This window comes from Vreelandella massiliensis (assembly GCF_900155385.1).
GTDB classification, from domain to species: domain Bacteria; phylum Pseudomonadota; class Gammaproteobacteria; order Pseudomonadales; family Halomonadaceae; genus Vreelandella; species Vreelandella massiliensis.
In genome coordinates this window covers 281,039-300,561 of sequence record NZ_LT699745.1, presented here as the reverse complement: position 1 = coordinate 300,561, position 19,523 = coordinate 281,039, and the positions used below count along the sequence as shown (strand labels likewise).

Genomic DNA, 19,523 nt, shown 5'->3' with positions numbered 1-19,523 from the left:
CGGCAAAGTAGCAAACGTGGTAAGCAGAAGGTGCCTTTAATGGCACCTTCTTGCTGTTAGCGTTGCCCTGTTCTTAAACGCAGACCCGGCAGTACCAAGAGCCCAGCGAGCAGCCAGATAGGCCAGCTACCCATACGGGTAAAGGGCGTGAGACCCTCCATGGCATATACGTCACCGGTGAGGGTGGCGGTTTCAAACTGCGGCGCGCGCGCGGTGATATGGCCCTGTGGGTCGATGATCGCGGTAATGCCATTACTGGTGGCGCGGATCACGTAGCGGCCGTTTTCCAGGGCGCGCAACCTCGCCATTTGCAAATGCTGGTGCGGGCCGATAGAGGCGCCAAACCAGGTATCGTTTGAGACGGTTAAAAGCACGTCGCTGTCGTGGGCGCGTTCAGCCACGAGTTGCGGGTAGATAATTTCATAACAAATGGCGTTTCCCAGTGCCATGCCGGCGGCGTGTATCGGGGCCGGGTCATCCTCACCGGGCCTAAAGGTCGACATAGGAAGGTCAAAAAAGTTAATGGCTCCGCGCAAAACGCTCTCAAGAGGCAAGTATTCGCCGAAAGGGACCAGGTGTTCTTTCTGGTAGCTTCCTTCGGTGTTACCCAAGCCAATCACGCCATTGAAATAGTTTCCCTCACGGTCGCGCTGAACGATGCCGGTGAGAAGGGCCGTGTCATCAGGAAGATTGGCTTGAACGCGCTCCAGTACGGGCCGCGCCTGCGTTTCGACCATGGGGAGCGCGGTCTCGGGCCACACAATCAGGTCGATATCGTCATCAAGGGCGTTGGTCAGCTCCATGTAGGTGTTGGCCGCTTTGCGCTGGCCTTCGGGCGTCCACTTGATGAGTTGGGGAAGGTTGCCTTGTAAAAGCGCGACCTGTTGGGGTGTCTCGCTCGGCTTCGTCCACTGCGTGGGCAGCAGAAACGGGGTGACCCAGATAGCCGCCAAGGGGAGGAGTGTCCATACTCGGCGGCGAAAGAGCAATTCGGCGCCGAGTGCGCCGCTAAAGGCGACAAACAGCGATAACAGGTACACACCGCCAATCGGCGCCCAGGGGGCCAGAGGCGAGTCGACGTGACTGGCGCCGAGCAGCAGCCAGGGAAAGCCGGTAAACAGGTAGGTGCGTAGCACTTCCCCCAGGACCCAAGTGCCGGCAAAGGTTAACAGTGCAAAGCGTGCCAGGGTAAAGCGCCGGTAGAGCCAAAAAGTGCCCGCAAAAAAAAGGGCGAGGATTACCACAAACAGCCCGGTTAAAAATACTGCCAGTGGAACGCCGGTGTAGCCGTAGTCGTGAATCGACACGTAGACCCAGGAGGTGCCGCTGGCGAAAAGCCCGACGCCGTAACACCACCCTTTCAGTGCCGCTTGAACCGGGGTTAACCCATGAATGCCAAGGTACATCAGGCCCGCTGCGATAGGGCCAAGCCACCAAAGCTCAAAGGGGGAGGCGGTCAGGGTCGTAAAGCCACCGGCGACGAGCGCGGCGATAAGCTGAACGCCAAGCGTGAAAGAGCGTCCTGAAGAGAGTCCCGTCTTCATCAGCGGATATCCTATCGAAGTGAGTCGCGCGTAAGATCAGTGGCGTTAGTCATCGCTCTCTGGGTCGCTATCGTCGTAGTAGACCTCTAACAGGCGAATGCGACGATTGTCGGCATTCATCACGCTAAAGTGCCAGCCGCTAAGCGATGTTTCCTCACCACGACGGGGAAGGTGACCAAATTGCTGCATCACCAGGCCACCGAGGGTGTCGAACTCGTCATCGGAAAAGTGGGTGCCAAAACGCTCGTTGAAGTCTTCGATAGGCGTTAGCGCGCGCACGGCGTAGCGGCCATCTTCAAGCGCGCGAATATCGTCCTCTTCGTCGGTATCGTGCTCGTCTTCGATGTCGCCGACGATTTGCTCAAGGATGTCTTCAATGGTGATGATGCCGGCGGTACCGCCGTACTCGTCCACCACAACCGCCATGTGGTTATGGGTGTCGCGAAACTCTTTGAGCAAGCTGTTTAAACGCTTGGATTCGGGGATGAACATCGCCGGGCGCAGGATGTCGTCTAGCTTGAAGGCATCGCGCTGGGCTTGGGTTTGCGACAAAAGCGGCAGCAAATCCTTCACCAGTAAAATACCCTTCACATCGTCAAGATTCTCACCGATGACCGGGTAGCGGGAGTGACCGGTTTCCTGGATGAGCGGGAGGTAGTCGTCGCTGGATTGATCGAGCGGAATCGCGGCGACTTGTGAGCGGGGAATCAAGATTTCACGCACCTGTTGATCACTGATTTGCAGCGCGCCTTCAATGATCGTCATGGCGTCTTGATCCAGCTTTAAGCGCCCAGCGGTGTGGCGCAAAAAAGCCATTAATTCATCGCGGGAGCTAGGCTCCTCGCTATCGCCGGAGAGGGCGCCTAAGAGTTTTTCGATCCAGGTTTTTGACGTTGGCGTGCTCGATCGGTCTTCACTCATGCGGTTGATCTCTTATTTGCGGACATTAGCCGTCGGACAACGAGGGCGTCGTTTAAGACGTTTGGTAAGGATCTGGAATGCCCAGGTCGGCCAAGATATCGCGCTCCATCTGCTCCATTACCTCGGCCTCGTCATCGTCTATATGATCGTAGCCCAACAAATGCAAGGTGCCATGTACCACCATATGGGCATAATGCTGCGCGAGGGGTTTCGCTTGGTGTTGCGCCTCTGCCACGACAATAGCGTGGCAGATCACAAGATCGCCCAGTAACGGGAGCGGAACTTCGGGCGGCGCATCAAAGGGAAACGAAAGCACGTTGGTAGGCTTGTCCTTGCCGCGATAGTCGCGGTTGAGCGCCTGGCTCTCGGAGACCTCCACCAGTCGCACCGTCACTTCATGGCGCGACTCCTCGGGGTGGTGCGCCAGTACGCGACTCACCCAGTCGACGAGCTCAGATTCGCCGGGCAGTTCCTCTGCTTCGATGGCCACCTGGCGGTCGATCACGGCCAGGTTTGACGGTGCGTGACTCGACGGGGGCGTGCTCATCGCGAACTGTCCTCTCGCGCTTGCAAGCGGGCGTCGCGCTCCTGCTGGCGCTTTTCGCGCCGATCACGCTCTTCGGCTTCTTGCTGCGATTCAAAGGCGTCGTAGGCTTCAATAATGCGTTGTACCAGCGGGTGGCGCACCACGTCTTTGGCGGCAAAGTGGGTCACGCCAATGCCGGGCGTGTCTTTGAGTACGTCCAGTACCTGAATGAGCCCCGAGCGCTGGCCGCGCGGAAGATCTACCTGGGTGACGTCACCGGTAATCACGGCAGTGGAGCCAAAGCCGATACGCGTCAGGAACATTTTCATCTGCTCCGGCGTGGTGTTTTGGCTCTCATCCAGAATGATGTAGGCGTTATTGAGCGTGCGGCCACGCATATAGGCCAGCGGGGCGATTTCAATGACCTGGCGCTCAATGAGCTTCGCGACCTGCTCAAAGCCGATCATCTCGTAGAGCGCGTCGTAAAGCGGACGCAGGTAAGGATCGATTTTCTGGGCCAGATCGCCGGGCAAAAAGCCGAGCTTTTCGCCGGCCTCCACCGCCGGGCGCACCAGGAGAATGCGGCGCACCTCCTGTTGATTGAGCGCTTCGACAGCGGCGGCGACCGCCAGGTAGGTTTTACCCGTGCCCGCCGGGCCGATACCAAAGTTGATGTCGTGTTCGCGGATGCTGGTGACATAGCGCTGCTGGTTGAGACCGCGTGGCTTGATCATGGTCCGCGGGGTGCGAATGACGACATCGCCGTCCTCGCTCTCTTCCTCATCCTCTAGAGCTTCAAGCCCAGACTCCTGGAGAAACAGGTGTACCGTATCGGGCTCAAGCTCGCTCGCTGCAGTTTCGCGGTAAAGGTGCTCAAGTACGTTGGCGGCCGCCTTGATGCGATTGGCGGCACCCGCGAGTTGGAAAATATTGCCGCGATTGCGCAGGGTGACATCCAAACGGCTTTCAATCAGCTTTAGATGCTCATCTTGCTGGCCACAAAGGCTCGCAAGCCGCTGAGGATCATTGGGTTCAAGGCTTAACGTAATAATACGATTTGCCTGAGAGGATGGCTGGCTCAAAGAAAAACTCGTCGGTTAGTGGATGTATCAGCAAGCTTACTGCCCCGACCGGTGTCGGGGCAATTGTCTGTTAAGGGAATCGTTAGTAGCGCTCGGGAGAGGCGAGTTCGCCGCGCAGCGAGTTGGGCAGCGCTTCGGTGATGTCGACATCGACAAAGTAACCGATCAACTCCGTGGGGTTGGCCGCACGAAAGTTGACGACGCGGTTATTCTCAGTGCGTCCAGAGAGCTGGCCGGGGTCTTTGGGCGAAAACCCGGTTACCAGAATGCGCTGAGTGGTATCCACCATGCGGCGGCTGATTTGCATGGTTTGCTGGATAATGCGCTCTTGCAGGATCGCGAGGCGCTGCTTTTTGACGCTTTCTGGCGTCTCATCGGCCAGCGAGGCGGCGGGCGTGCCCGGGCGCGCCGAATAAACAAAGCTGAAGGAGTGATCGAAGCCGATGCGGTGAATCAGGTCCATCGTGGCTTCAAAATCTTCCTCGGTCTCACCGGGGAAGCCAATAATAAAGTCCGACGAGAAGCTGATATCCGGGCGGTTGGCACGGATGCGCTCCATCTTCTCGATGTACTCTTCCGCGGTATGACCGCGCTTCATAGCGCTGAGAATACGATCCGAGCCAGACTGTACGGGCAGGTGCAGATGGCTGACCAACTCCGGAATATCGGCGTAGGCATCGACGAGACTGTCGGTGAACTCGACCGGGTGCGAGGTGGTGAAGCGAACGCGATCAATCCCCTCCACGGCGGCAACGCAAGCAATGAGCTCGGCAAGGTCGATCTCATCGCCTAGCTGGTTTTCCCCTCGATAGGCGTTGACGTTCTGGCCAAGCAGGTTGATCTCGCGCACCCCCTGGTCGGCGAGATGAATGATTTCGTCCATCACCGCCTCGAACGGGCGCGACACTTCTTCTCCGCGGGTATAAGGCACTACGCAGAAAGTGCAGTACTTGGAGCAGCCCTCCATGATCGAAACGAACGCGGTGGCGCCGTCGGCCTGAGGTTGCGGTAGGTGGTCGAACTTTTCGATCTCGGGGAAGGTGACATCCACCGCCGCGATCTGGTTATCCGCGCGGGCGTTGAGCATGGAGGGCACACGGTGCAGCGTTTGCGGGCCGAAGACCATATCGACAAACGGCGCGCGTTTGCGCAGCGCTTCGCCCTCTTGGCTCGCCACGCAGCCGCCAACACCAATCACAAGATCAGGGTTGGCGTCTTTGAGCTTTTTCCAGCGTCCCAGCTGATGAAACACCTTCTCCTGGGCTTTCTCGCGGATGGAGCAGGTGTTTAACAAAATGACGTCGGCTTCACGCTCGTTATCGGTGAGTTCCAGTTGGTGCGATTCGCCGAGCAGATCTGCCATGCGCGAGGAGTCGTACTCGTTCATTTGGCAGCCGTGCGTCTTGATGAAGAGTTTCTTCGCCATCGGTACCTGTCATCTATGAGTCGTCGGGGGACGAGGATGAATGGTGGCGCGGCTGATCTTCGTAGGAGAAGATGCCGCGTGGGTGAATGGCCGCATTATACGGACACAAGAAACCCCCGGCTAGCGTTGGCCGAAATCGATACTTGACCGGCGCGCCTGTATCCGTATACTACGCTCCGTGTTTCGGCAGTTCCCCGATAGCTCAGTTGGTAGAGCAAATGACTGTTAATCATTGGGTCGCAGGTTCGAGTCCTGCTCGGGGAGCCAAAAACAGCTTAAACACGTTGCTATTAAAGACAGTGCTTACGCTATTCCTCGATAGCTCAGTTGGTAGAGCAAATGACTGTTAATCATTGGGTCGCAGGTTCGAGTCCTGCTCGAGGAGCCAAAGCGCTCTAAGCTGACTTGTCTAAAAGCTCCGGTAATTCCCCGATAGCTCAGTTGGTAGAGCAAATGACTGTTAATCATTGGGTCGCAGGTTCGAGTCCTGCTCGGGGAGCCATCTGACATCGCCTTTCCTAATACGTCTTTCCCACTGATTTCGCTTCCTATTCCGCTTAGGTATACTCACGCACGACACCGTATCTTCTGTGTCGGTTTTTTGCGCGTCAACGGAAAATGAGCCTGTGAGCAACGCAATACCTTTAACCCCCCTGCAAACGTTCAAATGCCTCAGCGATGAAACGCGCCTTTTTCTGGTGCTGTTAATCGCCGAAGAGGGCGAGCTTTGCGTGTGTGAAATGACCCACGCGCTGCAAGAGTCGCAGCCGAAAGTGTCACGCCATCTCGCGCAGCTGCGTCAGTGCGGGCTGCTCCACGACCAGCGTGAAGGGCAGTGGGTCTACTACCGTATCGCGCGCGACTTGCCCCCTTGGGCCACTGCCGCCATTGCCGCCGGACGTGAAGGCAGCCGCCAAAAGATAAAAGCGCTCACCCAGCGTTTGGCCGATATGGGTGACCGACCCACACGCCGCGCGGCGCTGTGTTAAAACACACTTAAAAAAACAAAAACCGAGGCGCTGGCCTCGGTTTTTGGCTTGGTTGTTGGTGACGCCTCGCTTACCGCTTCACCATGCGCTGTGCGCTTTTGAGCTGCGAATAGTCGAGGAGAATCTCTGCGGCTTCCAGTACATGGGCATACTCCGCCGGCATCACGTCATCGTCGCTCTCGTCGCGAGCGTCGCTCCACTCTTCCAAGGCATCTTGGCCGAGTGCGAGGCGACGCTGATTTTCCAGCGCCAACTGTTCGGCTTCTTGCGCCTGCATTTCGCGTTCGCGCTGTTCACGGTTCAAGCTTACGCTGACGTGCTGTTCGCGCAGCTGGCGAGCCAGTGTCGACTGCTGCGCTAGGTAGTTGAAGTTGGGGTTATCCTTGGCGCGGGATTCATGGCGCGACGTTAGGGTGCCGAGATAGTCTTCCGGCTCGCCGTAACGGCGATACTGCACGTTCTGCACCGTATCCCATGCTAGCGCGTTATCCAGGCTGCTTTCGCCAATTCGCTCCGGGTCGATTAGGCTGGGAAACGCAATGTCCGGCTCGACGCCGCGATTTTGCGTGCTATCCCCCGATATGCGGTAGAACTTGGCGCGGGTCAGCTTGATTTCGCCGTGACTCAGGTCGCTCAGGGTCTGCACGGTGCCTTTACCAAAGGTTTGTGAGCCTACGACAATGCCACGCCCGTAGTCTTGGATGGCACCAGCAAAAATTTCCGAGGCCGAGGCCGAGAGTCGGTTCACCAGCACCGTAAGCGGGCCGTCGTAGAGCGTGCCCGCGTCGCTGTCACCGTAAAGCTGAATGCGACCTTGGGCGTCGCGTACTTGCACCGTGGGGCCGCGATCAATGAACAGGCCCAAAAGCGAGTTGGCTTCTTGCAGCGCACCGCCGCCGTTGTCGCGCAGGTCTAAGACAATGCCTTCCACGCCGGCCTCTTTGAGTTTTTCCACCTCAATGGCCACGTCGCGAGTGGTGCTGCGGAAATCCTCTTCGCCCTCTTGCCAGGCGTCGAAATCGACGTAAAACGTGGGCACCGTAATCACCCCAATTTGGCGCGTTGTGCCGTCGCGTTCAACGTCAATAATTTCGCTCTGCGCGGCTTGATCCTCCAGGTTGACCGTATCGCGGGTGATCTCAACCGTATGTGAGCGTGTCATATCGACCGCCTGCGCGGGGATGACTTCCAAGCGCACCACCGAGCCCTTAGGGCCGCGAATAAGGTCAACCACGTTATCCAGGCGCATGCCAATCACATTGACCATTTCGTCTTCGTCTTCCTGTCCCACGCCAATGATTCGGTCAGCGGGCTCCAGCGCGTCCGCGCGGTCGGCGGGGCCTCCTGGAACGAGGCTTGAGACTTTGACGTACTCGCCATCGGATTGCAGCATGGCGCCGATCCCTTCAAGCGAAAGGCTCATTTGGATATCAAAAGATTCGCCCTGGCGCGGGGAGAGATAGCCGGTATGTGGGTCGATAGTGCCGGTGACCGCGGCCATCACCAAGCCAAACACATCTTCGGGTTCAGTCTGCTCGATACGCGAGAGCTGGCCTTTATAGCGCTGGCGCAAGTTGGTTTCGATCTGCTCGCTATCCTGATCACTCAGTAATAGGGTGAGTGCATCGTTTTTTAGGCGTTTTTGCCACAAGGTGTCCAATTCGCTTTCGCTTCGTGCCCAGGGCGCGTCTTTACGCTCCACCTCAAGACGCTCATTGCCGTCGAAGTCTAGCGCTAGGCCCTCATCAAGGCGCGCGAGCAACCACGCTAAGCGGGCCTTCCGGCGCGCTTCGGCTTTTTCGTGGAGGGCGAAAGCGTCGTCAAGGTCACCATCAAATAGCGCTTCAGCGAAGCGAGTTTCCAGGTGCCGGTAAGGTTTAATATCACTGTGTAAAAGGTACGCACGCTGGCCATCTAGGATATCCAGATAACGGCGAAAGGCGTTTTCAGACCAGGCTTGGTCAAACTCAACGTCGGCATAGTGGCCATAGCGCAGCGAGTCCGCGATTTCTATGGTGGCCTGACGCTGTTCATCGGTCGGCTCAAGCGCTAAGACAGCGGGGCTGGCAATCACTAGCATTGCAGTCAAAGCAATTGAGCGCGATAGGGTGGCAAACAAGCTCATCAATCAAGCTCTCCCGGATTTGTGTACACTCACCTTTAGACGGCTCATGCGTTCTAGACCTGTTATCTGCGATTGAGTTGCGAAACTTGCATTACAAAAACAGGGTATTGACCGAAAGCGCATTGTAGCAGGTCGCTTGCTTGGCGGAGACCTCTTCATCGCGATTTCGCGCGCTGTTCTCGTCTCCCATTATCGATGTTTCATCTTCGCTGTTCACTATATAGAGGAATGCTATGCCCAGTGCTGTTAATACGCACCTTTTGGCAAGACTGTGTGAATTTTTACGCGTTTCACCGACCCCTTGGCACGCAACACAAAATATGGCGACGCGTTTGGAGCAGGCGGGATTTACGCCTTTGCAGGAAACCGCCGCTTGGCAGCTAACGCCGGGGCAGCGCTACTACGTTACCCGCAATGACTCCTCTATCATCGCCTTTCAATTGCCGCGAGACCGAGTGGCGTCGCTGCGGATGATCGGCGCGCATACCGATAGCCCCGGCCTGCGCTTAAAGCCCAACGCCACCCAGCACGCGGCAGGTTGGCTGCAGCTAGGGGTGGAGGTGTACGGAGGCGCCTTGTTGGCGCCGTGGTTTGACCGTGATCTAGGCATTGCTGGGCGGGTGCATGTGCGTCACGCCGATGGGCGCTTAGAGGGCGTGCTGTTAAATGTCGATCAACCCGTGGCGATGGTGCCGAGCCTGGCGATCCACTTGGATCGTGACGCCAACAATGGCCGCGCCATCAATGCTCAGACGCAAATGGCGCCCGTGCTGATGCAGAGCGACAGCGCTGAGCTTACGCCACTGCTCGCGACGTGGCTGCGCGAGCAGCACGGCCTCACCGATGTGGATGTGGTGGATTTTGAGCTCAGTTTTTACGATCTTCAGCCGCCGTCGCTCATTGGGGTTAACCAAGAGCTTGTGGCCAGCGCCCGGCTGGATAACCTGCTGTCATGCTTTATGGGGCTAGAAGCGCTGTTAGCCAGCGATGGCGAGCAGGGGGCGCTTTTTGTCGCCAACGATCACGAAGAGGTCGGCAGTGCCAGTGCCTGTGGTGCCCAAGGGCCGTTTTTGGGCGATGTGTTAAAGCGCATCAATGCCCAGGTGGGCGGTGGGAGTGAAGAGTCGCTGATCCAGCTGGTTCAGTCGTCGTGCATGCTCTCCTGCGATAATGCCCACGCGCTACACCCCAACTTTCGCGATAAACACGACGAGCACCACGGCCCCGCCATCAATGGGGGGCCTGTGATCAAGATTAACGCCAACCAGCGTTACGCCACCAATAGCGCCACGAGTGCGCTGTTTCGCGATGTGTGTCGCGAGGCCAAGGTGCCGGTGCAAGCGTTTGTGACCCGGGCAGACATGGGCTGCGGCAGCACCATTGGGCCGATTACCGCCACCGAGGTTGGCGTGCCCACCATGGATGTGGGGATAGCGCAGTGGGCCATGCATTCGATCCGCGAAACCGCAGGCACCCAAGATGTGGGCTATTTGACCGACGCGCTCATGCAGTTTCTTAACCGCAAGAGGCTTTAAGAGAAATGCTTTAAAAAGCGCTTAAACACAAGGCGCAGACAACAAAAAAGCCCCGCTGACGCATCAGTGGGGCTTTTTAAGATTTGGTGGCTACGCCCTGATTTGAACAGGGGACCCCATCATTATGAGTGATGTGCTCTAACCAACTGAGCTACGTAGCCAATTACGGAAGCGGATAATACGCATCCCCCTTTGCCGCGTCAAGCCCTTAAACCCGCCGCCATTCGCTCAGAACGGAAACGCGCAGGGCGCTTGCATCACCGAGCGGGCGCAGGAGGCGTGCTTGAATGTGGCTGCAGCCTGGCTTTGGTCTGCTCTACGGTCAGGTAAAGACAGGGCACCACAAAGAGAATAAGGGCCGTGGCAAAGACGATACCAAACCCCAGCGAGACCGCCATGGGAATCAAGTAGGTCGCTTGCAACGAGGTCTCGAAGATGATCGGTGATAGGCCACAGAACGTGGTCAGGGTGGTCAGCACGATGGGCCGGAAGCGGCGCTGGCCGGCGTGGAAAATGGCCTCGGCCGCGCTTAACTGCTCACGCTGGCGATTGGCGTAATCCACCATGATCAACGAATCGTTCACCATCACCCCGGAGAGCGCGACGATGCCCATGAGACTGACCAGTGACAGGTCCAGGCCCAGGAGAATGTGGCCGATCACTGCGCCCACCGCGCCAAAGGGAATGGCCAGCATGACAATCAGCGGCTGCAGATAGCTACCGAAGGCGATGGCCAGAAGGGCAAAAATGACGCCCATGGCCAAGGCAAAGCCGCCCCATAGGGCCGAGGTGGATTCGCGCATGTCGGCCTGGCTGCCTTGAAAGCTCCAGGTGAGACCGGGAAATTCGCCGGCAAGCTCGGGCAAAATATCGCTTTCGATCAGCGCCAGTACCTGGCCGGTGGCACTCTTGGGTATCACATCGGTGCCTACGGTAATGACCCGCCGCCCGTCGCGGCGGCTGATCGAGCGCAGCGATTCACCTTTGGTGACGCGGGCGATGTCCATCAGCGGCACCTCCCCGCCTTCGGGGAGTTGGATGACGAACTCTTCCATATAGGCCAGTTGCTGGCGCTCGCTCTCGGGCAGGCGCACGCGGATCTCGTTTTCGTTGAGGCCACGCAGCTGGCGCAGGGCGATCGCCCCGAAGAAGGCATCGCGTAGCTGGCCACCCACCTCGGCGCCGGTCAGGCCAAGGGCGTGGCCCTCGGCGGTCAGGCTCAGGTCGAACTGGGGCTTGCCAGGGGTATAGCTGTCATTGACGTTGCGGGTTTGGGAGATCTGTTCCAGCGCAGTGAAAAAGCGCTCGCTGGCATCAGCTAGGGTATCGATATCGGTATGGCTTAAATCCACGCTGATATCGTCACGCCAGCTGCCGGGCCCCGTCTCGGTCTCGAAGGTAATCTGATCCACGCCCTTGAAGTCGCCAATTTGGTTTCGCCACAGCTCGACAATTTCGCCAACGCTCCTCTCTCGTTGGTTTTCCGGTTTCAGCACCAGCTCTACATCGATGAAGGATTCACCGCGCACATTGGTCTTGATGCCCTCCACGCTGTCGGTCAGGTTCTGCTCGTCAAGCAGCCGTTGGGTATCGCGGGTGATGGCCATGGCAAGCTCTCCCGCGCGGCGAGCGGTGGTGCCTACCGGCAGGTTGACCGCCGCTTCAATTTCATCGGCCGGTGGCTCTGGCATCATGATCATGCCCATGTGATCGCTAAAAGCATAGGCGCCCACCACCAGCAGAAGGGTGAAGGAAGCGGTTAGGGTGATAGAGCGAAAGCGCAGGGACAGCGCCAACAGCGGCCGATAACCGCGTTCGGTCACGGCTGTAAATCCGCGAGAGAACGCCTTTTGCACGGCGTGGAGCCAGCGACCGTAAAGGCTAACCGTGCCGCGGCCGCTATGGGCCAGATGGGCCGGCAGAATAAACAGCGCCTCGATCAGCGAAATGGCGAGCACCGTGATCACGACCGCCCCCATCGGCCACCAGAAGTTGCCGGTTACCCCTGGAATGAACAGCAGCGGCATGAAGGCGACAATATTGGTCAGGATGCTGAAAGTCACCGGGGCTGCAATATCACGCGCGCCCTGGATGGCGGCGGTCATGAAATCCATTCCCTTTTCGCGGTAGTCGTAGATGTTCTCGCCTACCACGATGGCGTCATCCACCACGATGCCCAGCACCATCAAAAAGCCGAACATGGAGATCATGTTGATACTCACCCCGAGGGCTGGCAAAAAGAGCATGCTGCCCACGAAGGAAATGGTCATGCCCATCATGATCCAGAAGGCCAGGCGGTACTCCAGAAACAGGCTCAGGATCACCAGCACGATGGCCATGGCCAGTACGCCGTTCTCCAGGAGCATGCTCATGCGCTCTTCAAAGTGTTCGGCGCGGTTGCTGTCGATGCGTACCTGTACCGGCTCGGGCAGGGTAGACGCGAGCTCGGCCATCACCGACGTCACGGCAGCGTCGATCTCCAGCGGGGACTGCGAGCCGGTACGGAATATCTCGATCTCTACCGAGGGCTGACCATTAAAGTGAGAAGGAAAGCCGCTCTCCTCAAAGCCGTCGCGGACGCTAGCGATCTCCCCTAGCGTCACCCTCCCTCCCGAAGCGGCCGAGCGAATGACAATATCAGCAAAACTTTCGGCCCACTGCTTGCGCTCCTGGAGCCGTAGCAGGATGTCGCCATTATCCGTGGCGATCGAGCCGGCGGGTATATCGCGGCTGGATTGCTCGATCCGGCGGGCCACCTCGGCCAGGGTCAGGTTGAATTCGCGCAGGGTTTGGTGGGGAATTTCTACCTGCGTCAGGTAGGCCGGCACGTCGCTGATCACGGCCTGGGTGATCGTCTCCTCGCTAAGCAGCCGGTTACGCACCTGCTCGCCGAGCTGGCGTAGGGTCCAATAGTCGACGTCGCCGTAGAGCACCAGCTCCATAACATCCCGGCTCTGGGTCTGGAGTCTGACCCGGGGCTCTTCCGCCTGCTCGGGAAAGGTGCGCACCCGGTCCACCGCCTGTTCGATATCCATCAACGCCTGCATGCGGTTGCTGCCGGCGATCAGCTCAAGCTCGATGGTGCCGCTGCCCTCGCGGGCGGTGGAGGTCATCTCCTTGATGCTTTCAAGGCCCTGGACGGCCTCCTCCACCGGCAGCAGGATGCCCTTTTCCACCTCGGCGGGGGCGGCGCCCGGGTAGGTGACTTCCACCTGCACCACATCGAGCAAAAACTGGGGGAAGACTTCCTTCTGCACCTGCAGCGCCATCCAGGTGCCGCCACCGAGCAATAGAATCATTAACAGGTTGGCGGCGATGGAATTGCGCGCCATCCACTCGATGGGGCCAACCCAGCCCCGGCGTCGGCGTGCCTGGCTCATGGCTCATCTCCCTCCAGGCGCAGGGCGGCGCCCTCAACGACCGATACCAGATCACTAACGACGACTTGTTCGCCCGCTTCAACGCCGCTTTCGACATAGGCGTAGTGGGCATCCTGGAAGGCGATGGTCACGTCGCGGATGGAGAGTTTATCCTCCTCCATGACCCAGACAGTGTTGTCGCGCCGAATAAGCTCTCGCTCAAGACGCACCACGTCGTCAAGCCGACGCCCCTGTATCGAAGTGTTGACGAACGCGTCCAGTATTAGCCGAGGCGCGTCGCTGTTTTCTGGCGCAAGGGCCAAAGGATCGTCCACGGTCACGATGACGCGTGCCATGCGGGTGTCGCTATCCAGCTCACCGACTAAACGCGACAAACGCGCGGCGCGTGACGCGCCTTCGGGCCAGAAATTGTCGTGGCGCAGGGTGACGGGAGCGCCCAAGGTCTCGCTGTCGCTTTCGTCGCCAAAGTGGAGCCAGCGCAGCTTGGAGAGGGGGACGGTTGCTTCCACCCAGTAGCGGTCGGTGGCCACCAGCCTTGCCAGGGTATCGCCGGCGTTGACCTGGGAGCCCAGGGTCACTTCACGGCTCTGGACTTGGGCATTGAAGGGCGCCTTGATGCGGGTGCGTTCAAGGTCAAATTGTGCCCGCTCAAGGGCCGCCTCGGCGGCGATCACCCGGGCGCGGGCCTGTTCGCGCTGCGGCTCTCGAAGCATCAGCGCCTCGTTGCCCTGGGGAATGTCGTCGCCCAGCAGCTCAAACTCCTGTTGGGCAACGGTCTGGCGGCCCTGTTCCAGTGCCAGGTCAGCTTGGGCCTGCTGGAGATCGCTTTGGCGCTCTCGCAGTACCGCTTGGTAGTCCGCCGGGTCGATGCGTAGCAGCGTCTCTCCTTGACTGGCGCGCCCTCCTGGGGTAAAGGCGTCCGCCTGCTCAATTACCTGCCCGCCCACCCGGGGGCGGAGGATCACTTCCTGGGCGGGAGCCACTTGGCCCAAGACCTCAATGGTAGGGCGAAAGCTGCCCTTTTCGGCCGTCTTGACATCCACCAGCATGGCGGTGTCACGCGCCGCGTCACCACGGCGGGCAGAGGGTTCGGTCTTGAACGTCAACCAAATAAGCCCGGCACCCACAAGCACGATCAGCAGGGTGATTAAGGCGGTTTTCCAGCGGCTTGCCGGCGCGGTCTCGGGGCGTGCTGAGGGCTCATCTACCGAGTGGGTCATGCTTTGTCACCAATTTCCATGGGTGATGTTTCGATACTGCCTGCCAAGGCGCGGTAAAGCGCCACCCGGAATCCCAGCAACTGTTGGTGTGCCGTGATCAGGGTACGGCGCAAATCCTGGCCTTCCTGCAGGGCGTTAAGAACATCGATATAGTTGGCGCTGCCATTGAAATAGCGAAGGCGCAGCTGTTGGATCGTGGTTTCCGACAGTGCGATCTGCTGCTCAAGGCTTTCGATACGCTGCCGCTCCTGCTGCTCCTGCACCAGGGCATCTTCCACTTCCTGAATGGCGGTAAGCGTTGCCTGGCCATATTCATACAAGCGCTGCTCACGCAGCGAGCGCTGGCGCTCGACCTCGGCTCGGCGCTGTCCGCCATCGATCAACGGCAGAATCAGGTTGCCGGCAATGGTAGAGAGCCAATCGGTGAAGAGTTCATCGGTGCTTCGTGCCTGCGACGCGGTGGAAGCAGAAAGCGTCAACCGTGGGAAGCGGTTGCTGATGGCCGCCGCCAGCTCGGCGTCGGCGGCCTGAAGCTGGCGAAAAGCCTGCTCCAGGTCCGGTCGGCGCTGGACCAGCGCCAATGGCAGTCCGGTATCTGGCAGGGGCGGCAATTCGGGCAGCGTAGCCCCTTCAGGTGGTGTGCTTCCCGCCGGGGGCTGGCCCAGTAGTAGCGCTAACTGATGTTCAAGCACGCGCCGCTCGGCTTCCACGTTGACAAGCCGCTCCTGGGAAGCCGCTACCAGCTGGCGCTGGCGCAGTACATCGGCGCTGTCACTCAGGCCGCTGGCGAAGCGGCTCTCGATCAAGGTCAGAATGTCTTGATTGGTTTGCCGTTGGGACTGCGCCAACTGCTGCTGGGCGCGTTGCGCCAGTATCCGAAACCAGGTCGTGGATACCTCGCCGGCAAGCGAAAGAGAGGCGGCCTGGTAGTCCGCGAGGCTAGCGCGGGCGCGAAACTCCTCGGCTTCAACCTGAGCACGAACCCGGCCCCATAGGTCTACCTCGTAGTCGGCGCTGAGTTCGGCACTGAAGGTGTCGATGTCGGTGGTATCGGTCTCGCGCCGTTCGGCGCCAGCCGACGCATTGACAGTGGGAAACAGACCCGCCGCTTCCCGGTCCACCACCGCGCGTGCCTGCTGCAGCCGCTGGTAGGTCGCTTTGAGACTGAGATTGCGCTCTAGAGCCTGGTCAATCAGGGTGTTCAGGCGTTCGTCGTCAAAGGCTGTCCACCAGCGTTTGGGAGTCGGCAGCTCCCCGCTTTGGGAGAACGTCTCGGGGAGGTTGACCGGCGGCGAGACGGGCTCCTGCTGGCTGGCACAGGCGGTCAGCAATACCGTTGCCAGCAGAAGGGCTACATGGCGAAGATGGTAGGTGATGACGTTAATCCTCCTGATTCACGGCTTCCTCTAGCGGTGTCCACTCGATCGCGGCACTGATCACGTCCTGGTAGTTGCGGATTCGCTGTACGTAGTGCACCGGCTCGTAGCCCCGCGCATAGCCGTAGCGCGTCTGCGGGTAGTAGCGCTTGTCGGCCTTGAGCGGCAGTACCTCTTTCATGTCGTCCCAGGAGTCCGGGTTCTTGCCCAGCTCGCGGGCGAGCTTTCGCGCGTCAAGCACATGGCCGCGGCCAATGTTGTAGCTGGCCAGCGCCAGATAGGTGCGATCCGGCTCGGGAAGGGTATCGGGCAGGCGCTGGTGGCGGTCGGCAAGATAGCGGGCCCCGCCGTCGATCGCTTCTGCCGGGTCGAGGCGATTCGCGACGCCGAGAGATTGAGCGGTGTTCTGGGTCAGCATCATGATACCGCGCACCCCGGTAGGGGAGACGGCCTGAGGATCCCAGTGCGACTCTTGGTAAGACAAGGCGGCGAGCAAGTCGGCGGGCATGCCGGTCTCGCTCTCGGCCTCAAGAAAAAGATCCAGGAAAGTAGGCAGGCGCTCATCGATGCGCCGGTTGAGCGCGCGCAGATCGACGAAGTCGAATTCACCGATGTAGGCGTAGTAGCGCTGCTGCACCTCTGCGATGCGCTCTTGGCCGTCGGCGCTTTCCATCCATTGGCTTGCAAGCTCAGCGAGGGCCTGGTGTTCGGGGCGCACATACCAGCCCAGCCGATCGCCGCTGGTGAGGTTCATGGCGACTTCCAGATGCGGAAAGTGCCGGCGCACGACCCGCACGATATTGGAGTCGGCCAAGGTGCAGTCGATGCGTTTTTCGGCCACCTCGGTCAGCAGCATTTCAGTGGTACGAGGATCCTCCTTGAAGGTAATGCCGGTGTGCTGGTTCACCAAGCTCTGGAGCTTTTCCGCGTAGCTGGAATCCGCCGTGACACGGATGTCGAGCCCGGTCATTTCCTCTACCTGGCGCGGCAAAGGGCGCATATCGCGGTGGCAGACCAACTGCTCGACGATATCGGTGTGGGTCGGGCCGCGCTGGAAATGTTCATCGCGGGAGGGGAGGTGGGTCAGGCCGGCCGCGGCAAGCTGAGCCTCATCCTCTTTCAGGGCTTGAAGCACCTCGGCAGTCGATTCGAGTAGTATCCACTCGACCTCCCAGCCGTGCGCCTGCGCGAACGACTCGACCAGGTCGTGCTCCGGGCCGGCCGGTGTCTGGTCACGGTCAAGGTAGTACGTGGTGGCGCTATTGCGGGTCGCCACGGTGAGGGTTCCGCCCGGTTCGGGCGGCTCAAGCTGCGTGACGGGAGGTGACTCGTTTAGGGGATCGCCTTGCTCGCAGCCAAGAAGCATGAGCACTGGCAGCAGCAAGGTGACAATCCATAGGCGAGATCGGGGCATGAGGCTGATACCCCGATCATGGGGGAGGCAAGATAAAGGCATATTTCCAGACTAGCAGGCTTTCGTACTGCTAGGAAGGCAGCGCTCATTCGCCCAGAGGCGTAGTGGTCGCTTGCTGCCTTCTTCGGGAAAGACCCTACCGCTTACACATTAAAGCGGAAATGAATCACGTCACCGTCTTTGACGATGTAATCCTTACCCTCTAGGCGCCACTTGCCGGCGTCTTTGGCGCCCTGCTCGCCGCCAAGCGCCACGAAGTCCTCATACGCGATAACCTCGGCGCGGATAAAACCTTTCTGGAAGTCGGTATGGATAACGCCGGCCGCTTCCGGTGCGGTGGCGCCCTCTTTAACCGTCCAGGCGCGCACCTCTTTAACGCCAGCCGTGAAGTAGGTTTGCAAACCGAGTAGGCCGTAGCCCGCGCGAATGACGCGGTCCAAGCCGGGCTCTTCCATGCCCATTTCATCCAGGAACATGGCGCGCTCTTCGTCTTCGAGCTCGGCAATTTCCGCTTCGATCTGGTTGCACACCGGTACCACCACAGCGTCTTCCTCGGCGGCGATTTCATTGACAATATCGAGGTAGGGGTTGTTGTCAAACCCGTCCTCGTTGACGTTGGCGATGTACATGGTCGGCTTCAACGTCAAAAAGCCGAAGCTTTTGACCTGGCGCTTTTCATCGTCGCTAAGTCCGAAGCTTCTCAGCGGTTGGCCTTCGGCGAGGTGCGGCTGGATCTTATCGAGCACGGCCTTGGTGGCGATGGCGTCTTTATCGCCGCCTTTCACTACGCGCACCAAACGCTGGCTGGCTTTTTCGACGGTATCCAGATCCGCTAACGCCAGTTCCAGGTTGATGGTTTCGATATCGGCGCGTGGGTCGATCGCGTTGGCCACGTGGATGACGTTGTCGTTATCAAAGCAGCGCACCACGTGCGCAATCGCCTGTGTTTCGCGGATGTTGGCCAGAAACTTATTGCCCAGGCCTTCGCCCTTGGAGGCGCCGGCGACCAGGCCCGCAATATCCACGAACTCCATCGTCGTGGGGATGACTTTTTCCGGTTTGACGATCTCGGCGAGTTTGTCGAGGCGCGGGTCCGGCATGGGCACAATGCCGACATTGGGCTCGATGGTGCAAAAGGGGAAGTTTTCCGCGTCGATGCCCGATTTGGTCAGCGCGTTAAAGAGGGTGGATTTGCCGACATTGGGGAGGCCGACGATACCGCAGTTAAAACCCATAAGATCATTCCTAGCCGCTTGGGGCGCAGTGGCGTATTAAAGGCGCCAGCGCTGCTCAAAGTTTAGTAAGTCAGGTACGTATGCAAGAGACGTCAGTCAACTGGGTGACGATTTTACGCTATGCAGGCGGTTCATGGCTTTTGCCCAGTCGCCTTCAAGCGCCAGTGGAAGCGTAGCGAGGCACTCCTCAATGGCGTGCTCAATGGCGCTTAACTCCGATTTGCCGGGGCGATTCAACACGTAGTGGACCACCTGCTTGGCACTGCCCGGGTGGCCAATGCCTATCCGCAGACGATGGAACTGCTTTTGGTTGCCCAGAGCGCTGATCGTATCGCGGAGACCATTATGGCCGCCGTGACCGCCACCGGTTTTATAGCGCGCTTGGCCGCAAGGCAAGTCAAGCTCGTCGTGGGCTACCAAAAGCTGCTCTGGGGTGAGTTTAAAAAACTGACATAACGCCGCGATCGAGGCGCCGCTACGGTTCATAAACGTCGTGGGGTTGAGCAAATGAACGGTATGGCCGGCAAAGATGGCTTTCGCGTAAAGGCCAAGAAACTTCTTTTCAGGCCGGAGTTCCACGTGAGCCTCTCGGGCAACCGCTTCCACCAACCAGGCGCCGGCATTGTGACGCGTGGCGGCGTACTCCGCGCCGGGATTGCCTAGGCCGATAATCGCTAACACCTGACTCATTTTAACCCCTCTTAACAGGCAGCACCGCAAAAAAAATCAAGCGCCGAAGCGCTTGATCGT

General features: G+C 59.2%; 14 protein-coding genes and 4 tRNA genes. 5 read left to right on the top strand and 13 right to left on the bottom strand.

Translation table 11 applies throughout. The features are described from left to right. Positions 1–56 precede the first annotated feature (56 nt). The 5 genes from lnt to miaB form a co-directional block, all read right to left on the bottom strand. Positions 57–1,544, bottom strand: coding sequence for an apolipoprotein N-acyltransferase (lnt, locus tag BQ9846_RS06025; protein WP_075879804.1), 1,488 nt, complete (start codon positions 1,542–1,544; stop codon positions 57–59). 45 nt (positions 1,545–1,589) lie between these two features. After that, positions 1,590–2,465, bottom strand: coding sequence for an HlyC/CorC family transporter (locus BQ9846_RS06020; RefSeq protein ID WP_075879801.1), 876 nt, complete (start codon positions 2,463–2,465; stop codon positions 1,590–1,592). A gap of 52 nt (positions 2,466–2,517) precedes the next feature. Then, complete coding sequence (gene ybeY, locus BQ9846_RS06015; protein WP_075879798.1) at positions 2,518–3,012, bottom strand: rRNA maturation RNase YbeY; 495 nt, start codon at positions 3,010–3,012, stop codon at positions 2,518–2,520. Further along, on the bottom strand, positions 3,009–4,073 hold the full coding sequence (locus BQ9846_RS06010) for a PhoH family protein (protein WP_075879795.1): 1,065 nt from the start codon (positions 4,071–4,073) through the stop codon (positions 3,009–3,011). Before BQ9846_RS06010 ends, ybeY begins: the two co-directional genes overlap by 4 nt. 82 nt (positions 4,074–4,155) lie before the next feature. Continuing rightward, positions 4,156–5,499, bottom strand: a complete 1,344-nt coding sequence (gene miaB, locus BQ9846_RS06005) for a tRNA (N6-isopentenyl adenosine(37)-C2)-methylthiotransferase MiaB (RefSeq protein ID WP_075879792.1) — start codon at positions 5,497–5,499, stop codon at positions 4,156–4,158. Between the two features lie 191 nt (positions 5,500–5,690). On the opposite strand from miaB, the gene BQ9846_RS06000 reads away from it, so the two are divergent. The 4 genes from BQ9846_RS06000 to BQ9846_RS05985 all read left to right on the top strand — a co-directional run bounded on the left by BQ9846_RS06000 (position 5,691) and on the right by BQ9846_RS05985 (position 6,488). Continuing rightward, positions 5,691–5,766 (top strand) — tRNA-Asn (locus BQ9846_RS06000). A 45-nt stretch (positions 5,767–5,811) separates the two neighbouring features. Then, positions 5,812–5,887, top strand: a tRNA-Asn gene (locus BQ9846_RS05995). A gap of 38 nt (positions 5,888–5,925) precedes the next feature. Beyond that, positions 5,926–6,001 (top strand) — tRNA-Asn (locus BQ9846_RS05990). A gap of 124 nt (positions 6,002–6,125) precedes the next feature. Beyond that, positions 6,126–6,488: a metalloregulator ArsR/SmtB family transcription factor gene (locus BQ9846_RS05985; protein WP_075879788.1), complete on the top strand. Its 363-nt coding sequence runs from the start codon at positions 6,126–6,128 to the stop codon at positions 6,486–6,488. 70 nt (positions 6,489–6,558) lie between these two features. Here the strand turns inward: BQ9846_RS05985 and BQ9846_RS05980 are convergent, their stop codons facing one another. Continuing rightward, positions 6,559–8,613: a carboxy terminal-processing peptidase gene (locus BQ9846_RS05980; protein WP_075879786.1), complete on the bottom strand. Its 2,055-nt coding sequence runs from the start codon at positions 8,611–8,613 to the stop codon at positions 6,559–6,561. Positions 8,614–8,846: 233 nt separating this feature from the next. Here BQ9846_RS05980 and BQ9846_RS05975 point away from each other — a divergent pair, with 233 nt between their 5' ends. Beyond that, the gene (locus BQ9846_RS05975) at positions 8,847–10,148 is read left to right on the top strand and encodes a M18 family aminopeptidase (protein ID WP_075879784.1); all 1,302 of its coding nucleotides are present in this window, start codon (positions 8,847–8,849) and stop codon (positions 10,146–10,148) included. Positions 10,149–10,232: 84 nt separating this feature from the next. Here the strand turns inward: BQ9846_RS05975 and BQ9846_RS05970 are convergent. The 7 genes from BQ9846_RS05970 to pth all read right to left on the bottom strand — a co-directional run bounded on the left by BQ9846_RS05970 (position 10,233) and on the right by pth (position 19,463). Next, positions 10,233–10,309: transfer RNA gene (locus tag BQ9846_RS05970), tRNA-Met, on the bottom strand. Between the two features lie 96 nt (positions 10,310–10,405). After that, the gene (locus tag BQ9846_RS05965; RefSeq protein WP_075879782.1) at positions 10,406–13,528 is read right to left on the bottom strand and encodes an efflux RND transporter permease subunit; all 3,123 of its coding nucleotides are present in this window, start codon (positions 13,526–13,528) and stop codon (positions 10,406–10,408) included. Then, a complete protein-coding gene (locus tag BQ9846_RS05960) occupies positions 13,525–14,748 on the bottom strand; it encodes an efflux RND transporter periplasmic adaptor subunit (protein WP_083651488.1) in 1,224 nt (407 codons plus the stop codon). The genes BQ9846_RS05965 and BQ9846_RS05960 overlap by 4 nt, the downstream gene beginning before the upstream one ends. Next, positions 14,745–16,079, bottom strand: coding sequence for an efflux transporter outer membrane subunit (locus BQ9846_RS05955; RefSeq protein WP_159437909.1), 1,335 nt, complete (start codon positions 16,077–16,079; stop codon positions 14,745–14,747). Before BQ9846_RS05955 ends, BQ9846_RS05960 begins: the two co-directional genes overlap by 4 nt. 49 nt (positions 16,080–16,128) lie before the next feature. Next, entirely contained in the window at positions 16,129–17,538 is a 1,410-nt protein-coding gene (mltF, locus tag BQ9846_RS05950) for a membrane-bound lytic murein transglycosylase MltF (protein ID WP_075879774.1), read from the bottom strand. Between the two features lie 143 nt (positions 17,539–17,681). Continuing rightward, positions 17,682–18,773 carry a redox-regulated ATPase YchF gene (gene ychF / locus BQ9846_RS05945; RefSeq protein WP_075879771.1) on the bottom strand — a complete coding sequence of 364 codons (1,092 nt, stop codon included), beginning with the start codon at positions 18,771–18,773 and terminating at the stop codon, positions 17,682–17,684. Between the two features lie 96 nt (positions 18,774–18,869). Continuing rightward, complete coding sequence (gene pth / locus BQ9846_RS05940) at positions 18,870–19,463, bottom strand: aminoacyl-tRNA hydrolase (RefSeq protein WP_075879768.1); 594 nt, start codon at positions 19,461–19,463, stop codon at positions 18,870–18,872. Positions 19,464–19,523 lie beyond the last annotated feature (60 nt).